30 protein-coding genes are annotated in these 19255 nt (G+C 42.0%); 28 read left to right on the top strand and 2 right to left on the bottom strand.

Annotated elements, in window-relative coordinates:
* Positions 1 to 21 precede the first annotated feature (21 nt).
* From rpsH to JI667_RS19090, 26 genes are all read left to right on the top strand, one after another.
* A complete protein-coding gene (rpsH, locus tag JI667_RS19210; protein WP_034765964.1) occupies positions 22 to 420 on the top strand; it encodes a 30S ribosomal protein S8 in 399 nt (132 codons plus the stop codon).
* A 30-nt stretch (positions 421 to 450) separates the two neighbouring features.
* The gene (rplF, locus tag JI667_RS19205; RefSeq protein WP_098353387.1) at positions 451 to 990 is read left to right on the top strand and encodes a 50S ribosomal protein L6; all 540 of its coding nucleotides are present in this window, start codon (positions 451 to 453) and stop codon (positions 988 to 990) included.
* 33 nt (positions 991 to 1023) lie between these two features.
* Entirely contained in the window at positions 1024 to 1386 is a 363-nt protein-coding gene (rplR, locus tag JI667_RS19200) for a 50S ribosomal protein L18 (RefSeq protein ID WP_201716422.1), read from the top strand.
* A gap of 23 nt (positions 1387 to 1409) precedes the next feature.
* Positions 1410 to 1910 (top strand): 30S ribosomal protein S5, encoded by a 501-nt coding sequence (gene rpsE, locus JI667_RS19195; RefSeq protein ID WP_060674103.1) that lies wholly within the window; start codon positions 1410 to 1412, stop codon positions 1908 to 1910.
* A 13-nt stretch (positions 1911 to 1923) separates the two neighbouring features.
* Positions 1924 to 2106, top strand: coding sequence for a 50S ribosomal protein L30 (rpmD, locus tag JI667_RS19190; RefSeq protein WP_034765956.1), 183 nt, complete (start codon positions 1924 to 1926; stop codon positions 2104 to 2106).
* 32 nt (positions 2107 to 2138) lie between these two features.
* Positions 2139 to 2579 (top strand): 50S ribosomal protein L15, encoded by a 441-nt coding sequence (gene rplO / locus JI667_RS19185; protein ID WP_206857904.1) that lies wholly within the window; start codon positions 2139 to 2141, stop codon positions 2577 to 2579.
* The gene (gene secY, locus JI667_RS19180; protein ID WP_206857902.1) at positions 2579 to 3871 is read left to right on the top strand and encodes a preprotein translocase subunit SecY; all 1293 of its coding nucleotides are present in this window, start codon (positions 2579 to 2581) and stop codon (positions 3869 to 3871) included. The genes rplO and secY overlap by 1 nt, the downstream gene beginning before the upstream one ends.
* A 61-nt stretch (positions 3872 to 3932) precedes the next feature.
* On the top strand, positions 3933 to 4583 hold the full coding sequence (locus JI667_RS19175; RefSeq protein WP_206857901.1) for an adenylate kinase: 651 nt from the start codon (positions 3933 to 3935) through the stop codon (positions 4581 to 4583).
* Complete coding sequence (map, locus tag JI667_RS19170; RefSeq protein WP_206857900.1) at positions 4583 to 5329, top strand: type I methionyl aminopeptidase; 747 nt, start codon at positions 4583 to 4585, stop codon at positions 5327 to 5329. The genes JI667_RS19175 and map overlap by 1 nt, the downstream gene beginning before the upstream one ends.
* Before the next feature lie 18 nt (positions 5330 to 5347).
* Positions 5348 to 5668, top strand: coding sequence for an RNA-binding protein (locus JI667_RS19165; protein WP_414635252.1), 321 nt, complete (start codon positions 5348 to 5350; stop codon positions 5666 to 5668).
* Positions 5661 to 5879, top strand: coding sequence for a translation initiation factor IF-1 (infA, locus tag JI667_RS19160; protein WP_034765945.1), 219 nt, complete (start codon positions 5661 to 5663; stop codon positions 5877 to 5879). Before JI667_RS19165 ends, infA begins: the two co-directional genes overlap by 8 nt.
* Positions 5880 to 5917: 38 nt before the next feature.
* Complete coding sequence (rpmJ, locus tag JI667_RS19155; RefSeq protein ID WP_003156543.1) at positions 5918 to 6031, top strand: 50S ribosomal protein L36; 114 nt, start codon at positions 5918 to 5920, stop codon at positions 6029 to 6031.
* A gap of 24 nt (positions 6032 to 6055) precedes the next feature.
* On the top strand, positions 6056 to 6421 hold the full coding sequence (gene rpsM / locus JI667_RS19150; RefSeq protein ID WP_034765943.1) for a 30S ribosomal protein S13: 366 nt from the start codon (positions 6056 to 6058) through the stop codon (positions 6419 to 6421).
* Positions 6422 to 6446: 25 nt separating this feature from the next.
* A complete protein-coding gene (gene rpsK, locus JI667_RS19145) occupies positions 6447 to 6836 on the top strand; it encodes a 30S ribosomal protein S11 (RefSeq protein WP_032085294.1) in 390 nt (129 codons plus the stop codon).
* Positions 6837 to 7006: 170 nt separating this feature from the next.
* Positions 7007 to 7951: a DNA-directed RNA polymerase subunit alpha gene (locus JI667_RS19140; RefSeq protein ID WP_034765941.1), complete on the top strand. Its 945-nt coding sequence runs from the start codon at positions 7007 to 7009 to the stop codon at positions 7949 to 7951.
* A 46-nt stretch (positions 7952 to 7997) separates the two neighbouring features.
* Entirely contained in the window at positions 7998 to 8360 is a 363-nt protein-coding gene (gene rplQ, locus JI667_RS19135; RefSeq protein ID WP_034765940.1) for a 50S ribosomal protein L17, read from the top strand.
* A 279-nt stretch (positions 8361 to 8639) separates the two neighbouring features.
* Positions 8640 to 9476, top strand: coding sequence for an energy-coupling factor ABC transporter ATP-binding protein (locus tag JI667_RS19130; protein ID WP_206857898.1), 837 nt, complete (start codon positions 8640 to 8642; stop codon positions 9474 to 9476).
* Complete coding sequence (locus tag JI667_RS19125) at positions 9452 to 10321, top strand: energy-coupling factor ABC transporter ATP-binding protein (RefSeq protein ID WP_206857897.1); 870 nt, start codon at positions 9452 to 9454, stop codon at positions 10319 to 10321. Before JI667_RS19130 ends, JI667_RS19125 begins: the two co-directional genes overlap by 25 nt.
* The gene (locus tag JI667_RS19120) at positions 10318 to 11115 is read left to right on the top strand and encodes an energy-coupling factor transporter transmembrane component T family protein (RefSeq protein WP_206857896.1); all 798 of its coding nucleotides are present in this window, start codon (positions 10318 to 10320) and stop codon (positions 11113 to 11115) included. Before JI667_RS19125 ends, JI667_RS19120 begins: the two co-directional genes overlap by 4 nt.
* Before the next feature lie 14 nt (positions 11116 to 11129).
* Positions 11130 to 11882 (top strand): tRNA pseudouridine(38-40) synthase TruA, encoded by a 753-nt coding sequence (gene truA / locus JI667_RS19115; protein ID WP_206857894.1) that lies wholly within the window; start codon positions 11130 to 11132, stop codon positions 11880 to 11882.
* Between the two features lie 3 nt (positions 11883 to 11885).
* Complete coding sequence (locus JI667_RS23020; protein ID WP_280515516.1) at positions 11886 to 12017, top strand: hypothetical protein; 132 nt, start codon at positions 11886 to 11888, stop codon at positions 12015 to 12017.
* Between the two features lie 218 nt (positions 12018 to 12235).
* Entirely contained in the window at positions 12236 to 12673 is a 438-nt protein-coding gene (gene rplM, locus JI667_RS19110) for a 50S ribosomal protein L13 (protein ID WP_034765935.1), read from the top strand.
* A gap of 22 nt (positions 12674 to 12695) precedes the next feature.
* A complete protein-coding gene (gene rpsI, locus JI667_RS19105) occupies positions 12696 to 13088 on the top strand; it encodes a 30S ribosomal protein S9 (protein ID WP_060674087.1) in 393 nt (130 codons plus the stop codon).
* Between the two features lie 245 nt (positions 13089 to 13333).
* Positions 13334 to 13780, top strand: a complete 447-nt coding sequence (locus JI667_RS19100) for a DUF2521 family protein (protein ID WP_206857893.1) — start codon at positions 13334 to 13336, stop codon at positions 13778 to 13780.
* 93 nt (positions 13781 to 13873) lie between these two features.
* The gene (cwlD, locus tag JI667_RS19095) at positions 13874 to 14602 is read left to right on the top strand and encodes an N-acetylmuramoyl-L-alanine amidase CwlD (RefSeq protein WP_206857892.1); all 729 of its coding nucleotides are present in this window, start codon (positions 13874 to 13876) and stop codon (positions 14600 to 14602) included.
* Between the two features lie 546 nt (positions 14603 to 15148).
* Positions 15149 to 16198 (top strand): Mrp/NBP35 family ATP-binding protein, encoded by a 1050-nt coding sequence (locus JI667_RS19090; protein WP_206857891.1) that lies wholly within the window; start codon positions 15149 to 15151, stop codon positions 16196 to 16198.
* Between the two features lie 79 nt (positions 16199 to 16277).
* Here JI667_RS19090 and gerD read toward each other — a convergent pair whose 3' ends face one another.
* Positions 16278 to 16928 carry a spore germination lipoprotein GerD gene (gene gerD / locus JI667_RS19085; protein ID WP_206857890.1) on the bottom strand — a complete coding sequence of 217 codons (651 nt, stop codon included), beginning with the start codon at positions 16926 to 16928 and terminating at the stop codon, positions 16278 to 16280.
* 149 nt (positions 16929 to 17077) lie between these two features.
* Between gerD and JI667_RS19080 the strand changes: the two genes are divergently transcribed.
* On the top strand, positions 17078 to 17713 hold the full coding sequence (locus JI667_RS19080) for a KinB-signaling pathway activation protein (RefSeq protein ID WP_206857889.1): 636 nt from the start codon (positions 17078 to 17080) through the stop codon (positions 17711 to 17713).
* Positions 17714 to 17755: 42 nt separating this feature from the next.
* Here JI667_RS19080 and pdaB read toward each other — a convergent pair whose 3' ends face one another.
* Complete coding sequence (gene pdaB, locus JI667_RS19075) at positions 17756 to 18505, bottom strand: polysaccharide deacetylase family sporulation protein PdaB (protein WP_206857887.1); 750 nt, start codon at positions 18503 to 18505, stop codon at positions 17756 to 17758.
* A gap of 140 nt (positions 18506 to 18645) precedes the next feature.
* Here pdaB and JI667_RS19070 point away from each other — a divergent pair, with 140 nt between their 5' ends.
* Entirely contained in the window at positions 18646 to 18873 is a 228-nt protein-coding gene (locus tag JI667_RS19070; RefSeq protein WP_206857884.1) for a hypothetical protein, read from the top strand.
* Positions 18874 to 19255: the final 382 nt, after the last annotated feature.

The following is a 19255-nucleotide window of genomic DNA, read 5'->3' as shown; positions in this document are numbered from 1 at the left end:
TTGGGAAGGAGGTAAATTATTATGACAATGACAGATCCAATTGCAGATTTGCTTACTCGCATCCGTAATGCGAATATGGTTCGTCACGAAAGATTAGAAGTTCCTGCTTCTAACATCAAGAAAGAAATTGCTGAAATCCTCAAACGTGAAGGTTTCGTGCGTGACGTAGAATATGTAGAAGATAACAAGCAAGGTGTTATCCGCATCTTCTTAAAATATGGAGCAAACAACGAACGAGTAATTACTGGATTAAAGCGTATCTCTAAACCTGGTTTACGTGTATATGCAAAATCAACAGAGGTACCTAAAGTATTAAACGGTCTGGGTATCGCACTTGTTTCTACTTCTACGGGTGTGTTAACGGATAAAGAAGCTCGTGCTCAACAAGTAGGCGGAGAAGTACTAGCTTACGTTTGGTAATATTTTTTATATGAATGGAGGTGCAACAGGATGTCACGTGTAGGAAAACTACCAGTCGAAATTCCATCTGACGTTACTCTTACAGTCGGTGAAGATAACACTGTAACTGTAAAGGGACCTAAAGGGGAACTTTCTCGTACATTCAATGCTGATATCAAAGTAGAATTAGAAGGAAATGTAGCAACAGTTACTCGTCCTTCTGATGCAAAAGAACACCGCGCGTTACACGGTACAACTCGTGCCCTAATCGCGAACATGGTTGAAGGTGTGTCTAAAGGATTCCAAAGAAACCTTGAGCTAGTCGGTGTAGGTTACCGTGCTCAAAAACAAGGTACGAAGCTTGTACTTAACGTTGGTTACTCTCACCCAGTTGAGATCGAACCAGAACAAGGTATTGAGATCGAAGTACCAGCAAATACAAAGATATCTATCAAAGGTATCGACAAAGAACGTGTTGGGGCATTAGCTGCTAACATTCGTGCTGTACGCTCTCCTGAGCCTTACAAAGGAAAAGGTATTCGCTACGAAGGTGAATATGTTCGTCGTAAAGAAGGTAAAACAGGTAAATAATGCCGCGTAGGCAAAAGAAAGGAGTGACCGTAGGTGATTACTAAGCCAGATAAGAACAAAACACGTAAGAAAAGACATGCTCGTGTCCGTTCAAAAATTACTGGAACTGAAACTCGTCCTCGTTTGAACGTTTTCCGTTCTAACAAAAATATCTACGCTCAACTTATCGATGATATGAACGGTGTTACTCTAGTAAGTGCATCTTCTCAAGATAAAGATTTCAATCTAGATTCATCTGCTACTGCTGATGCAGCAGCGAAAGTTGGAGAACTAGTTGCGAAACGTGCAGTAGAAAAAGGATTAAAATCCGTAGTATTTGACCGTGGTGGATATTTATATCATGGCCGTATCAAAGCTTTGGCTGAAGCAGCTCGTGAAAACGGCTTAGAATTTTAATAAAAAAAGGAGGGACAATCCAGATGCGTCGTATTGATCCAAGTAAACTAGAATTTGAAGAACGCGTAGTTACAATCAATCGTGTTGCGAAAGTTGTTAAAGGTGGACGTCGTTTCCGTTTCGCTGCTCTTGTAGTAGTGGGCGATAAAAACGGCCACGTTGGTTTCGGAACTGGTAAAGCTCAGGAAGTACCTGAAGCAATCCGTAAAGCGATTGAAGATGCGAAGAAAAATCTAATTGAAGTTCCTATGGTTGAAGGTACAACACCTCACTTAGTAACTGGACGATTTGGTGCTGGTCAAATCCTGATCAAACCTGCTTCTGCGGGTACAGGAATCATCGCCGGTGGACCTGTTCGTGCCGTACTTGAATTAGCTGGTGTTCAAGATATCCTATCTAAGTCTTTAGGATCTAACACTCCAATTAATATGGTTCGCGCTACAATCGAAGGTTTAAAACAATTAAAGACCGCTGAAGACGTTGCAAAACTACGTGGTAAATCAGTGGAAGAGATTTTAGGTTAAGGGAGGGATAACGATGGCTAACAAACTAGAAATTACCCTCACTCGCAGCATCATTGGCCGTCCTCAAGATCAACGCAAAACGGTTGAAGCTTTGGGACTTCGCAAAATGCACCAAACGGTTGAGCAACAAGATAATGCTGCAATCCGCGGTATGATCAACAAAGTGGCTCACCTTGTTACAGTAACTGAAAAATAATTCTTAACGCTTAAAAAGAAGGAGGTGCCGACATGAAATTACATGAGTTAAAGCCTACAGAAGGTTCACGTAAAGTCCGCAATCGTGTAGGACGTGGTATTGGTTCAGGTAATGGAAAGACTGCTGGTAAAGGTCATAAAGGACAAAACGCCCGTTCAGGTGGCGGAACTCGTCCTGGCTTCGAGGGTGGTCAAACACCATTGTTCCAACGTCTACCTAAACGTGGATTCACGAACATCAATCGTAAAGAATATGCAATTGTCAATCTTGACGCATTGAATCGCTTCGAAGATGGTACAGAAGTTACTCCAGCTCTACTTGTAGAATCTGGTGTAGTGAGAAACGAAAAAGCAGGAATTAAGATTCTTGGTAAAGGTTCAATCGAGAAAAAGCTTACAGTAAAAGCAAACAAATTCTCAACCACTGCTAAAGAAGCTATCGAAGCTGCTGGCGGTACATCCGAGGTGATCTAATGTTTCAAACTGTCTCCAATTTTATGCGCGTGGGTGATATAAGAAACAAAATTATCTTCACCCTTCTAATGTTAATTGTCTTTCGTCTTGGTACCTTCATTCCGGTACCAAACGTAGACGCTAATGTACTAAAAATGCAAGACCAGGCAGGGATCCTTGGATTCCTGAATACATTTGGTGGCGGTGCGTTAAAGAACTTCTCCATCTTCGCGATGGGAATCATGCCTTATATCACAGCTTCGATCATTGTACAGCTCCTGCAAATGGATGTTGTCCCGAAGTTTACTGAGTGGTCTAAGCAGGGTGAAGTCGGACGCCGTAAACTAGCTCAGTTCACACGTTATTTCACTATTATCTTAGGTTTCATCCAAGCTTTAGGTATGTCCTACGGCTTCAATAGAATTTATGGTGGAATGCTTATCCAAACCCCGGGAGTCAGTACGTACCTACTAATAGCGTTAGTTCTAACAGCTGGTACGGCTTTTCTTATGTGGTTGGGTGAACAAATCACGGCTAAAGGTGTTGGGAATGGTATTTCGATCCTGATCTTTGCAGGTATCGTCGCTGCGATCCCTAATACTGTCAACCAAATCTATGCTCAACAACTCGAGGGAGCAGGCGAACAGCTCTTCCTTCGCATAGTGGTTCTTGCACTTCTTGTTTTAGCGGTTATTGCAATCGTGGTTGGTGTCGTGTTTATTCAACAAGCACTTCGTAAAATTCCGATTCAATATGCAAAACGTTTAGTGGGGCGTAGTCCGGTTGGTGGACAATCAACACATCTACCATTAAAGGTAAATGCTGCGGGTGTTATTCCAGTTATCTTTGCGATATCTTTTATTATCACACCACAGACCATTTCATCCTTCTTTGGAGACAATGATGTGACCAGTACGATCCAGTACATTTTTGATTACACCAAACCAGTTGGTATGATCATCTATGTAGCTCTGATCATTGCCTTTACGTATTTCTATGCTTTCATTCAAGTGAATCCAGAACAAATGGCTGAAAACTTGAAGAAACAAGGTGGATATATCCCTGGTATTCGTCCAGGTAAAACCACACAAGAGTATCTCACTCGCGTTCTGTATCGTCTAACATTTGTTGGGGCCATCTTCTTAGCTGTTATCTCAGTCCTTCCAGTATTCTTCATTAACTTTGCAGGATTACCTCCTGCAGCTCAAATCGGCGGAACCAGCTTACTGATCGTAGTAGGTGTCGCTCTTGAGACGATGAAGCAACTAGAGGCACAGTTAGTGAAACGTCACTACAAAGGATTCATTAAATAAGAGGGTTTTCGGGAACAGTTCGTTCCTGAAACCATTTTATAGACAATTAGGGGGAGTACGAGTGAATATAGTTCTTATGGGCTTACCAGGCGCAGGAAAAGGCACTCAAGCTGAAAAAATCGTAGATAAATATGGTATCCCCCATATCTCTACAGGCGATATGTTCCGTGCAGCTATTAAAGAAGGTACTGAACTAGGCTTGAAGGCTAAATCATTCATGGATAATGGCGATCTTGTTCCTGATGAAGTGACAATCGGCATCGTACGTGAGCGATTAAGCAAAGCGGACTGTGAAAAAGGCTTCTTACTGGATGGGTTTCCGAGAACGGTTGCTCAGGCAGAAGCACTTGAAAACATCCTAGCTGATCTTGGTAAGAAAATGAATTATGTCATTAATATAAATGTAGATAAGGACATTTTGATGGAGCGCTTGACAGGTCGCAGAATCTGTAAAGAGTGCGGCGCTACTTATCATCTTGTCTTTAACCCGCCAACAGAAGAGGGTGTTTGTGATCGCTGCGGCGGCGACTTATATCAACGCGCAGATGATAACGAAGAAACGGTTCAAAACCGTTTGGACGTAAACATCAAACAAACCCAGCCACTATTGGCTTACTACGAAGACAAAGGCTATCTGAAAAACATTGACGGTCAACAAGACATCCATAGAGTGTTTGATGACATTGATGAACTACTTGGAGGCCTTTCATAATGATCATTTCTAAAACTCCGAGAGAGATTGAGATTATGCGGCATGCTGGTAAGATCGTTGCATTGACTCATGCGGAATTGCAAAAGTATATTTCTCCGGGAATAACAACGAAAGAATTGGATGCAATTGCTGAAAAATTCATTCGTAAACATGATGCAATTCCATCTTTTAAAGGGTATAATGGGTTTCGTGGCAGCATCTGTGCTTCAGTCAACAATGAGTTGGTACATGGAATTCCAGGCGATCGGGTATTGAAGGATGGCGATATAATCAGTATCGATATCGGTGCTAAATATAACGGTTATCACGGTGACTCAGCTTGGACATATCCAGTTGGAACAATAGATGATGAAACCCAGAAGCTTCTGGATGTAACAGAGGAATCATTATTCCTTGGACTGAAAGAAGCGAAACCAGGCGAGCGTCTGTCGAATATCTCTCATAGTATACAAACTTTTGTTGAGGCTAATGGCTTTTCGATCGTTCGGGAGTATGTGGGACACGGAGTTGGTCAAGACTTACATGAGGACCCGCAAATACCTCATTACGGACCACCCAACAAAGGTCCGCGTCTAAAGCCTGGCATGGTACTGGCTATTGAACCAATGGTTAATGCAGGAAGTCGATATGTTAGAACGTTATCAGATAACTGGACAGTCGTCACAGTAGATGATAAAATGTGTGCGCACTTTGAACACACCATTGCAATTACTGAAGACGGCTATGAGATATTGACGAAAGCCTAAGTGAAGGTGATTGGATTGATCGAGTCAGATACGACGGCTCCGAGGATTGGCCAGATTGTTCAAACCCTCAAAGGGAGAGAAACAGGAAGCTACTCGGTCGTTGTTCAGCAGTTGGATGAACGTTTTGTACTCATAGCGGATGGGGATAGACGAAAGTTTGATCGCGCCAAGCGAAAGAACATCGCTCATCTTCACTTGTGTGACTATGTTTCTCCAGAAGTTCAAAACAGTATTATAGAATCAGGCAGAGTAACGAACGGTAAACTGCGTTATGCTGTTTCAAAGTTTGTTAACGAAGTGTTAAATGATGAGAAGAAGGGAGACATGTTCGATGGCTAAGGATGATGTAATTGAAGTTGAAGGTAAGGTCGCCGAGACTTTGCCCAATGCGATGTTTAAGGTAGAATTAGAAAATGGTCATACAGTACTGGCACATGTTTCAGGAAAGATCCGTATGCATTTCATTCGAATCCTACCTGGAGACAAGGTAACAGTAGAATTATCACCGTATGACTTGACTCGTGGTAGAATCACTTATCGTTATAAATAATCTATTGCACTCCGTACTATTAAGGAGGTTAGAATAAGATGAAAGTTAGACCATCTGTTAAGCCGATCTGCGAAAAATGTAAAGTTATTCGCAGAAAAGGTAAAGTCATGGTTATCTGTGAAAACCCTAAACACAAACAAAAACAAGGCTAATCTTAAAGGAGGTGCGCTATCACTATGGCACGTATTGCTGGTGTAGACATTCCACGTGACAAACGTGTTGTCATTTCATTAACATACATCTACGGTATTGGTAAAAATACTGCAGCGAAAATCTTATCTGAAGCTGGTGTATCTGAGGATACTCGCGTTCGCGATCTAACTGACGACGAACTAGGAAAGATTCGTGATATCGTTGATAAATTAAAAGTAGAAGGTGATCTTCGTCGTGAAGTATCACTAAACATCAAACGTCTTATGGAAATCGGTTCATACCGCGGTCTTCGTCACCGTCGTGGACTACCTGTTCGTGGACAACATACGAAGAACAATGCTCGTACACGTAAAGGTCCTCGTAAGACTGTAGCTAACAAGAAAAAATAATAGGTAAAGGAGGTTACTTCTTAGTATGGCACGTAAAACTAATACTCGTAAACGTCGTGTGAAAAAGAATATCGAAGCTGGTATTGCACACATTCGTTCTACATTCAATAACACAATCGTAACTATTACTGATGTTCACGGAAATGCTGTTGCATGGTCAAGTGCAGGTTCACTAGGATTCAGAGGTTCTCGTAAATCCACTCCATTCGCAGCGCAAATGGCAGCTGAAACAGCAGCTAAAGCTTCTCAGGAACACGGTCTTAAAACTCTTGAAGTAACAGTTAAAGGTCCTGGTGCTGGTCGTGAAGCAGCTATCCGTGCTCTTCAAGCAGCAGGTCTAGAAGTTACTGCAATCAGAGACGTTACTCCAGTTCCTCATAATGGATGCCGTCCACCAAAACGTCGCCGCGTTTAATTTTCTGTATAAATTTTGTATCGTTGTCTATAATGGGATATGATACAAGATACGTTCATTCAGAAAAGTAACCAGTTGTTGGTGCACAATAGGGAACGTAAACATGGGGAATTTCGGACTTTATCTTATTTAGCCCGAAGTTTCGACGTTTTGAAGGAGGGTAAATATTAATGATCGAAATTGAAAAGCCAAAAATTGAAACGGTTGAGATCAGCGATGATGCCACATATGGAAAGTTCGTCGTAGAACCACTTGAGCGTGGATATGGTACAACTTTGGGTAACTCCTTACGTCGTATCCTATTATCGTCACTCCCAGGTGCTGCTGTCACATCTATTCAAATAGATGGAGTACTGCATGAGTTTTCAACAATTGAAGGCGTCGTAGAGGATGTCACATCCATCATTTTGAATATCAAGAAGTTAGCGTTGAAAATCTACTCTGATGAAGAAAAAACGCTGGAGATTGATGTGCAGGGTGAAGGAGTCGTAACGGCTGCGGATATTACTCATGATAGTGATGTTGAAGTGTTAAATCCTGATTTACACATTGCAACGTTATCTAAGAGTGGTCACTTCCGTGTGCGTTTAAGTGCATCCCGTGGTCGTGGGTACAGACCAGCAGACCAAAACAAACGTGAGGATCTTCCTATTGGCGTGATCCCAATCGATTCTATTTACACTCCAGTTTCACGCGTTAACTATCAAATAGAAAATACTCGTGTTGGTCAAATGACGAACTACGATAAACTTTCTCTTGATGTATGGACTGATGGAAGTATTGGACCGAAAGAAGCAATTTCTTTAGGTGCTAAGATTCTAACAGAACACTTAAATATTTTCGTTGGCCTTACAGATGAAGCGCAGAATGCTGAAATCATGGTAGAAAAAGAAGAAGACCAAAAAGAAAAAGTTCTTGAGATGACCATCGAAGAATTAGATCTTTCTGTTCGTTCTTATAACTGCCTGAAGCGTGCTGGAATCAATACTGTTCAAGAGCTTGCTAACAAGACTGAAGAAGATATGATGAAAGTGCGTAACCTAGGACGTAAATCCCTTGAAGAGGTTAAAGTTAAACTTGAAGACCTTGGACTCGGTTTACGTAAAGACGACTGATAACATCTTCTTTCATATATAGACTCAACAAAGGAGGGAACCCTTAATGGCTTACAGAAAGTTAGGACGTACCAGTGCTCAACGTAAAGCAATGCTACGTGATTTAGCTACAGACCTAATCATTAACGAGCGCATCGAAACAACTGAAACACGTGCGAAAGAGCTTCGTTCAGTTGTGGAAAAAATGATCACACTCGGTAAACGTGGTGACATTCACGCGCGTCGTCAAGCTGGTGCATTCATTCGTAAAGAAGTTGCAAACGCTGAAAACAACCAAGATGCTCTACAAAAGTTATTCTCTGACATCGCTCCTCGTTACACAGAGCGTCAAGGCGGATATACTCGCATTATGAAGGTTGGTCCTCGCCGTGGTGACGGTGCTCCAATGGCAATCATCGAATTAGTTTAATAATTCGTGACTTCTAACATTAAGGGCGGGACAGTTAATCCTTAACTGCTTCTTTGCCCTTTTTGTATAAGTGCATGTGATGAAAAGCAGAGCGTTACGATGAGCAGCGCTGTCTGACTCGTCTAGCTCGTGCACCCCTTCCAACTTCTATATTTATAGAAGCTGTTCAGTGGATGAACAAGAAAAGACTTTCTTTTCTTTGGTCGGGGTGCAGGCTTTTTTTTATATGCAAAGGTTTTAGCAGAGCTGAGTAAGGATAGCGTAGAGGAGGTTACAGAATTGAAGGAAATCATTAAAGTTGACGATGTGTATTTCAGATACCCGGATCAGGAAACCTACGCCCTTAAAGGCATTAGCCTGACGGTTAATCAAGGTGAGTGGCTGGCGATTGTCGGTCATAATGGTTCAGGGAAATCCACCTTAGCTAAAATGCTGAATGGTCTTCACTTCCCGGAGAAGGGACTTGTAACGGTGGATGGAATCACTCTTGCTGAAAACTCTATTTGGGACATCCGTTCAAAGCTGGGTATGGTTTTTCAGAATCCCGATAATCAGTTTGTCGGTGCTACAGTGGAAGATGATGTGGCTTTTGGGTTAGAAAACCATGGGGTACCGCATGAATCGATGGTACAGAGGGTGAATGATGCTTTAAAAAGCGTCCATATGGAAGATTTTCTTGATCAAGAGCCGCACCATTTATCAGGTGGTCAGAAGCAGCGCGTAGCAATTGCAGGCGTTGTAGCCCTGCAGCCATCGATCATCATCTTAGATGAAGCAACATCGATGCTTGATCCAAAAGGAAGGCAAGAGGTCCTTGAAACAGTACGAAAGTTGAAAGAGGAAGAGAACTTAACGGTGATTTCCATAACCCATGACCTGGAGGAAGCAACAAAGGCAGATCGAATGATTGTCTTAAATCAAGGGATGGTCTTTAAGGAAGGGATTCCAGAAGATATTTTCCTTCTGAAGGACGAGCTGATAAAGCTTGGTTTGGACTCTCCATTTACCATAAAGCTTGCCGGAGCTTTGAAAGAAGCGGGTATATCCTTGTCTAAAACTTATTTTACAGAAGAAGAGTTGGTGGATGAATTATGCAAATCACATTTCAACAGGTAGAATACCGATATTCATTCAACACTCCATTCGAAAAACTTGCCCTTGAAGATATTAATCTCTCGATCCCCACAGGTCAGTTTCTCGCGGTGATCGGTCATACCGGTTCAGGAAAGTCTACACTGTTGCAGCATTTAAACGGGTTACTAAAACCTACAGAGGGACTGGTCCAAGTAGGAGAGCACGAAATCAAGGCAAAGCAAAAGACGAAGAACTTAAAGCCGGTCAGACAGAAGGTAGGCATCGTCTTTCAATTTCCGGAACATCAGCTGTTTGAGGAGACCGTCCTTAAGGATATATGCTATGGACCCATGAACTTTGGGGTGTCGGAGGAAGAAGCGATACGAAGAGCCAAAGAACTGATCGTGAAAGTGGGTTTGTCAGAGGATGTGTTACAGAAATCCCCATTTGATTTGTCAGGGGGGCAAATGAGACGGGTCGCCATTGCAGGTGTACTGGCCATGAATCCCGAGGTCATTGTGCTGGATGAGCCGACGGCAGGGCTTGATCCGAGAGGGCAACGGGAGATCATGGACATGTTCTATTCCCTTCATAAGGAAAAAGGACTGACGACGATTCTTGTCACCCATAGCATGGAAGATGCGGCTCATTATGCAGAAGAGATCGTGATCATGCAAAAGGGACGTCTAAAAAGAAAAGGAAGTCCCAGAGAGATCTTCTCAGATGCCGATGAACTGTTTGAAATGGGGTTGGATGTTCCAGACGTCGTTCGTTTTCAGTATCAGTTTGAACAGAGGTCAGGGAAGAAACTTCCGAAGACTTGTTTAACGATAGATGAATTGGCTGCAGCCATCCGTGGAATTAGGGATGGAGGTGAAGACCTATGATGGAAAAAATGATTTTCGGTCGTTATGTACCGGCGAAATCCATCCTTCACCAAATGGATCCGAGGGCCAAGTTATTATTTATATTCGGGTTTATATGCGTCGTATTCCTGGCGAATAATGCTGTTACGTATGCACTGCTCGGTCTTTTTACGTTTAGCGCACTCATTCTATCCAATTTATCCATCCGATTTATCATCGGAGGACTGAAGCCCATTCTTTGGCTGATTCTGTTTACGTTCTTTTTACATGTGTTTTTTACGAAGGAAGGACCGGTCATTCTTGATTTGGGAGTATTAACTGTTCATGAAGAGGGGTTAAGGCAAGGGGTTTTTATCTCTTTACGATTTTTTTATCTTATTCTTGTTACATCTTTATTAACTCTGACAACTTCACCCATCACGATTACGGATGGACTTGAAACACTTTTGAATCCATTGAAAAAAGTGAAGTTTCCAGTTCATGAACTGGCACTGATGATGTCGATTTCCCTACGTTTTATTCCGACTTTGATGGAAGAAACGGATAAAATCATGAAAGCCCAGATTGCAAGGGGTGCCGAGTTTTCATCGGGACCCATTAAGGACCGGATCAAGGCCATCATTCCTCTATTGATCCCTCTTTTCGTCAGTGCCTTTAAAAGGGCTGAGGACCTGGCAACCGCCATGGAAGCAAGAGGATATCAGGGAGGAGAAGGCCGGACGAAATACCGCCTGTTATCCTGGCATAAGAAGGATACGGGAGCGTTAATTGTCCTTGCCCTCCTGACGGCTGTATTGATCATTTTCAGAGGATAACGGGAGTGTAGCGAATGCAAAGAGTGAAGTGTACTATCGCCTATGATGGGACGTCTTTTCATGGTTATCAGGTACAGCCGAGAGAGCGGACCGTCCAGGGTGTTCTAGAAGACGTTTTGTCGACAATCCATAAGGGTGAGAGAATCCGAATCAGTGGTTCTGGACGTACAGATGCCGGAGTCCATGCGAACGGCCAGGTTTTTCATTTTGATACACCCCTGTCCATTCCTGAGGGGAAATGGCCGGTCGTACTGAATACGAGGTTACCCGATGAAGTGACGGTGAAAGACGCCACTTTCGTATCTGCTGACTTCCACTCAAGGTTTTCAGTGAAGAAGAAGGAGTACCGTTACAGGGTCTATTCAGGAGAATCAAGAAGTCCATTTAATCGTCACTTTTCCCTACACTATCCCATCCCGCTTTCTGTAAAGGATATGGAGCGAGCTTCAAGATATCTCATCGGTGAACATGATTTCACCAGTTTCTGCTCTGCTAAGACAGAAGTAGAAGACAAAGTAAGGACGATCCACCAGATCGGAATTTATCAGCATGGAGAAGACATCATTTTTTCATTTGTGGGAAATGGATTTTTGTATAATATGGTGAGGATTCTGGTAGGTACTTTGTTGGAGGTAGGTTCTGGGAATATATCTGTGAAGGAGGTACCCCGAATACTGGAAGCACGGGATCGTAATCAGGCAGGCAAGACTGCGCCGCCACATGGATTGTATTTGTGGAAGGTGGATTATGGTGCTGATGAGATTTAGCCGGTGTTTAGCATTTTGAAAGAGTGGTTAGTAAGCATCCTTTTGTTGATTGTAGCGGAAGTTGCTCAACTTACGTCCCGCCGAAAGCGAGCACCTGGAGAGGAAATCAACGGCCGCTATCTATATTCAGAATAACAGTTTTCACAGTGAAAATCTTGAACATGCATTATAATTGATCATCAAGTTTCAAAAAAAACACTAAAACAACTAATCCTGGTGTAACATTCTCTTGACAATAGACTGGGAACAAGATAATATAGCATATGGTATGTTATTAACCCCACGATAAGCCCCGGAAACTTATTGTGATTAGAAAATAAATACTACGGATTCATTAAATAGGAGGTTAAATCATGCGTACAACGTATATGGCAAAAGCCAATCAAATCGATCGTAAATGGTTCGTTGTAGATGCTGAAGGTAAAACTCTTGGACGTCTATCCAGTGAAGTTGCTTCAATTCTACGCGGAAAACACAAACCAACATTCACACCACATGTTGACACTGGTGATCATGTAATCATTCTTAATGCTTCAAAAATTGAACTAACTGGGAAGAAGTTAACGGACAAGATCTACTACCGTCACACAAATCACCCAGGTGGTTTAAAACAACGTACAGCATTAGAAATGCGTACAAACTACTCAGAGAAAATGCTTGAACTTACTATTAAAGGTATGCTTCCAAAAGGTTCTCTAGGTCGTCAAATGTTCAAGAAATTACATGTATATGCTGGAGCAGAGCATCCGCATCAAGCACAACAACCTGAAGTTTACGAACTTCGTGGATAATTAATAAGAGGAGGTTATTATCTTGGCTCAAGTTCAATATTACGGAACTGGTCGTCGTAAGAGCTCAGTAGCTCGTGTACGTTTAGTACCAGGTAACGGAAACATTGTTATCAATGATCGTGAAGTAGAAGTTTATATCCCATTCGCAGCACTAAGAGAAGTAATTAAGCAACCACTAGTTGCAACTGAAACTCTTGGTAACTATGACGTTTTAGTAAACGTTAATGGTGGAGGCTATGCTGGTCAAGCTGGTGCGATCCGTCACGGAATCGCTCGTGCTTTATTACAAGCAGACCCTGAATACCGTGGATCTCTAAAACGCGCTGGATTATTAACTCGTGACTCTCGTATGAAAGAGCGTAAAAAATACGGTCTTAAAGGTGCACGTCGCGCGCCACAATTCTCTAAGCGTTAATTATTATTTCACACAAAAGCTCAGCCGATTCTGTCGGCTGGGCTTTTTTTATTGGGTTGAGGAAATCTCATCTTGAGGGACGGACCTCCATTTCCCCCGGAAATCTGTACCAAAATCCTTTTATACCAAGAAACTAAATCCTCTCGAAGGCTGATTATAGAGGTCCGTCCCTCAAAAAATTGGTAACAGTTACTCGAATGAAGTACGGTGTTGGGTAGGAAAATACGTTCAAAGGGGTGGATGATTTGAACGTTATTACAACTTTCAATACAAAGAGAAGAGAAAAGCAAATTAAGACGGAAAGAACGTTACTGAAAGAAATTTCGATTAAGATGCTGCAGGAGAGTGTGAGGCGGCATTTTGGATATATAAAGGTTCAAGGCGGCGTATTTATGCAGGAGGGTTTTGATGAGGCATGTTTTGATGTAGCGATAGAAGCCTATCTCCTTGGTGGGAAGGTCAGTAAGTTTGGTTACTCTGGCGAAGGGGCGGATTTAGTCAAAAAGCGCTGCGAGGAAGAAATGAAGCATTTTATCGATACCTTATATAATTTTTGGCTGTATTGGTCTGAAATGGGTGTCTCCAATCAGGTGGATGAGTCCTTTTACTTTTGCTGTGAACACTTCGTTGAAGCATGGTGGTCTGAAGGATATGAAAAAGGTATCAAGCGTCACAAACTGCGTTTGAATTAATTTCAGTTCTAAATCCCATTCTTGTCCCATATTTTTTAGTAAAGGCAACGGGAGTTCTTTTCCGTGGTTAAGACTGGAAATAGGAGGACTGGGATGGTTCAGAAACTTAAGGTTATCGGGGTAATTTCTGCACTGGCTATTCTATTATTCATCATTCAATATAAGATTTTAGACAAGGATACATGGGACTCTTGGAATCTTCCCCTATCGGGTAAAATCATTTATATAGATCCAGGGCATGGTGGACCGGATGGAGGAGCGGGAGATGAGAAAGCCCTGGAAAAGGATATTGCTCTAAATGTATCTTTGATGATAAGGGATTATCTGCAAGAACAAGGAGCTCTCGTGATCCTGACGCGTGAGAAGGATGAAGATCTGGCAGATGAGGATACGAGAGGATATAGCCGACGGAAAGTGGAGGATTTAAAGAAAAGACTCAGCTTGATCAATGAGTCAGAGGCGGATATGTTTCTGAGCATACACCTGAACTCGATTCCTTCTCCGAAATGGAGCGGGGCCCAAACTTTTTATAATCCTAAGTATGAAGAAAACAAAGCTCTCGCTAAAGCCATTCAAGGGGAACTGACTCGTAATTTAGAAAACACGACAAGAGAAGCCAAAGGTCTTCAAAATGTCTACATCCTAAAACACGCGGAAAAATCCGGTGCCCTGGTGGAGATTGGGTTCCTATCCAATCCAGGCGAGCGGGCAAAGCTTTTAAAAGAGGATTACCAGCAGAAAATAGCTGCTTCTGTGTATCAGGGAGTGCTCAATTATCTGACCTTGGACGACAAAGACAAAAAAGAATCTGATGAGGAATAACTAAACCGTTAGTTATTGATATATATAAGGAGAACTCGCCGAAATGAATACGGCGAGTTTCTTTGTTAGGAGTACAAAAATTTAAGGGTCTTGCCCTCTATAGAATAACCAGCGACGTAAAATAAGCGGAGATTTTCCTGCTACATTCAGAATGGAACGTAATGTTGAAGTAATAAACGGAGATTTTCCGGTTATGCACAAAAAAATCACCCATTTTTGCATTCTTTGAGCCAATAGGCGGAATATTCCCCCTTATTTCAGTATTTTTAAATTCTTTTGACCAATTAAGCGGAATGATTCCGTCTAATTGGTGAGGTTGCCTGGGCGAAGGTCCGTGGGAAGGCTAACAGTTCCCATCAACTTCTGGCACACTAAATGACAGAGCATTTGATTAGGGGAAAGCATAACAACAACCTTTACAAATAGCGCTGTATTTTATTATTCAACAAAAGCATTCAAAACCTTTTGAGCATTCATTCAATGGAGAATATGTTATACTGAACACAGAAAGTTGAAAACGAATACATAAATAAAGGGTGGTTATTCATGTTAACGGAACAACAGACACGCGAGCTATTATTTGGATTAAAAGATCCTTTTTTAAATAAAACGTTACTAGAAACGAATGGAGTTGTAGAGGTTTCGGTAAAAGAAGAAAAGAACCATGTCAGTGTAAAGATCGCCATTGCGAAGACTGGTACAGGTGAGCAGATGCAGTTTCAGCAGCAGATCGTCCAAGTGTTAAAAGAGAACGGAGCGGAATCTGTAGGAATCCGATTCACAGAGCTTCCGGAAGAGGAGCTTGAGAAGCATAGAGGAGCGGGTGGAGAAGGCACGGATTTATTATCCCCTGCAAGTAAGACAACGTTTATTGCGATTGCCAGCGGAAAAGGCGGAGTCGGAAAATCAACCGTTTCCGTCAACCTGGCCGTGTCTTTAGCCCGTCAAGGCAAAAAAGTGGGGCTGGTGGATGCCGACATTTATGGCTTTAGCGTACCTGATATGATGGGAATCGTGAAACGTCCAGTCGTTAGGGGTGAGAGGATTATTCCGGTAGAACGATTCGGTGTAAAGGTCATCTCCATGGGATTCTTCGTAGAAGACAATGCCCCGGTCATCTGGAGAGGACCGATGCTTGGGAAAATGCTCAATAACTTCTTTTCTGAAGTCGAGTGGGGCGATTTAGACTATCTACTTCTGGACCTGCCTCCAGGGACTGGAGACGTAGCCCTAGACCTTCATACAATGCTTCCCCATTGTAAGGAGATCATTGTGACGACGCCGCATCCAACAGCAGCTTTCGTAGCGGCTCGCGCAGGTGCAATGGCCCTTCAAACGGATCATGATATTCTAGGGGTAGTCGAAAACATGTCTTATTTTGAAAGCAAACTGACCGGAGAGAAGGAATTCGTATTCGGTCAAGGCGGAGGGGAGAAGCTTACAGAAGAACTCCGCACAGACTTATTAGGTAAGCTTCCGCTTCAGCAGCCGGACTGGAATGAAGAAGATTTTGCTCCTTCAATTTATGCAGAAGATCACCGGCTGGGTCAGATATATGGCGAAATTGCACATAAAGTGATTGAAAAGCTATCATAGGGAAACAGATAAAAAGGACAAATGCAGAAACTGCATTTGTCCTTTTGAAATACCAGGATCAAATAAGCGGTCACCAATCTTATTGCCCGCCGCCTCCGCTGCCGGAGCCTCCGGAGTCTCCGGAACTTCCCTGACTATCACCAGAAGAGGAGGATTCACTTCCGCCGCCTTCACTCTTCCCCCCATTCTTCATTTCTCCTGCGGCCTTCAATAGAACATCCTGAAGTTTCGCCTTAAATAGTGGGCTTTCGAATGTTTCGGTGATGACTTTTTGCAGATATCCTTTGTACTCCTGACTTTTTAGTACCTCGGTAAGTTCTTTTTTGTATTCAGGATCCTTCATAAGGTCCATCATCATTCCTTGATATTCAGGATCTTTCATCAAATCTTTGAGTAATTTTTCGTTACCCGATTTCATGCTTTTGGCCATGGCTTCTGCAAACTTCGGATCCTCGAAGGATTTTTTCCAGAACTCTGTTCCTTTGTCGGATGTCAGCGTTTTGGAAATGGTATCCGTAACGACTTTCTGATCCATAATGAGCTCAGATTTCATTTTTTCATCCGACATGACATCCTGGATGGCTTTTTTTCCATCGTCGGTCTTTAATATATCGACAACCATTTTCTTGGTTTCTTCATAATCCATTTTGCCACTGCCTGTTTCTCCACCACCGCCACAAGCGGATAGAAGAAGGAAGGTCAGAAGAAAAAGAAAGGAATATTTTTTCATGGGTAGGCTCCTTCCATACAAATTCCCTTACCTTTAATATGAGAAATAAAGAGAAAAATATGCACAGGGAAAATTGGAATCTGGATTTTTTAAACAAGCGTTGATACAATCAAATGAGTGTATATTTTTTTATATGGGGGAAAATAGAAGTGACCATCCGCAATTGGATTCGTTTATTTATTCATACGTTAGTAATCGGTGGAGCCGTAACAGGTGTGGCCGCCCTTCTCATTAGATGGGATCAGTTCGGACCATATTTCCAAGACGGCGACGTGATTGGCATATTATCAAGTTTACTTTGGTTCATATTTGTCGGATTCACATTCAGTGTGATCAGTCAAATGGGGTACTTTGCTTACTTGACCATCCATCAATTCGGTATGGGGATGTTTAAGAGTTTGTGGAATCCTGTTCAACTGGTACTGATTGCCCTTGTGCTGTTTGATTTGATTTACTTCCGGTTCAGGGCATTTGCTGTAGAGGGTGAATCATACACCCCTTATATTCTTCTTGGCTTTGGGATTTTAGCGGTGGGGCTTATCGTGGCATATGTGAAGAACCGGCAATCAGAAGCTAAGACCAACACATTTGTATCAGCTCTATTTTTTATGATTGTAGTGACGACACTCGAATGGCTGCCGGTATTATTGGTGAATTCGGTGAAATGGCTGTATCTAATGCTGCTTGCTTTACTTGTCTGTAACGCATTCCAGCTGTTACGCCTTCCTAAGTATATAGAGAGATCCCAAATAGAAAGAGAACGAAAGCAAACGGCTAAGAGCTGAAAAAATCCCGCAGATGAACATAGATCATCTGTCGGGATATTTTTATTGTATTAAGGATGATTTCGCATCCCCGTTGGAGATCATATCGGACACTGTAATGAAGTTACCTTTCCTTTTTAGCTCATTTACAATAGACGGCAAGGCTTCCTTCGTCTGTTTAGCAGAATCTGATGCATGGAGGAGGACGATGTCCCCTTTTTTAGCCTTGCTTACATTCTGGGTGATTTCTTCCACGCCGGGATTTGTCCAATCCTTGGAGTCCACACTCCAGTGGACGACTGTTAAGCCTAGAGAATCGGCTACCTTTAACGTTTCTTTGTTCAAATGACCGGTTGGTACCCGTAATAATTTTACATCCTTTACATTCAGTTTCTTAAAGACGGTATCAGCTTTCAATATATCCTGCTTAATCTTACTCGGTTCCATCTCCGTATAGTCGGAATAAGCATAGCCGAGATTTCCGATTTCATATCCCTGCTTCACGATTTGTTCCACCAAGTCAGGATGACGTTCAGCCCAGGCTCCGGAAAGAAAGAAAGTAGCGGATGTAACATTCATCTTTTTCAATTCCTCAAGAATAGGCTTGGCCTTTTCATCTCCCCAACCAATGTTAAAGGTCATCGCTATTCCCTTTTCCCCTTTGTAAATCGCTTTCGGACCATCCTTCGTACCAAATACGGAAAGGGTAGAGAGGTTACTGCTATATACAAACAAAGCAGTAAAGAAAGAGATCACGATGATCAGACTAATTTGCTTTAATTTCTTAGCGTTCACTGTGTGAAACGTATTCACAGAATCATCCCTCCGTTCAACCGTCTATCTTTATTAAAGATATGCATGTCCCCGGAAAAAATATCTATCTGATGAAAAAATGATTATAAATTTCACTTAATGGAAAAAACTACAAATACAAACATAAAGGGGTGACATACTTGCTGGGGTTAATGATTAATGATAGAGAAAAACAGGAAATAGAGTATTTATTAAAAAGAGAAATGGATGAAATCCTATTTGATCTAAAAGATTCCCGAATTGATCATATTGTTAAGAGAGCAATGGATGAACGATATAAAATCTTATTTTCCCTTTTTAAACGATTTGCGAGTCAGAAGGAATGTTTGAAATATATGAAGACGACAGCCAAGAAAGAGACCTATTGAGGGCATATATGCTCCTGTTTTACTGAGAAGCGGGAGCTACAATCATTTCAGAGGGAAAATATGTCGGTCAACGATAGTGTCCCTTGCATAATGAGAGTCGGATGTAAAAGAAGTAATGTCCTTGAAATAATTTATTAAAAAAGTTTACAAAATGTATTGACCCTTATTCAAAAACTTGATATAGTAATAAACGTCGCTGAAACACAATCAATTATTTAGAAGAAACACCACTAAATAATTTAAAAAAACAGTTGACATCACATGATGATATGTGGTAAATTAATAAGGTCGCTTCAAACGAAGCACTTACACATTGAACCTTGAAAACTGAACAAAACAAGACAATACGTCAACGTTAATTCTAGATTTATTTTTAAAGAGC

Origin of the sequence: Bacillus sp. NTK074B (genome assembly GCF_017303375.1) — a bacterium.
Lineage (GTDB): Bacteria > Bacillota > Bacilli > Bacillales > Bacillaceae_B > Rossellomorea.
This window is presented reverse-complemented; position numbering and strand designations above follow the sequence as displayed.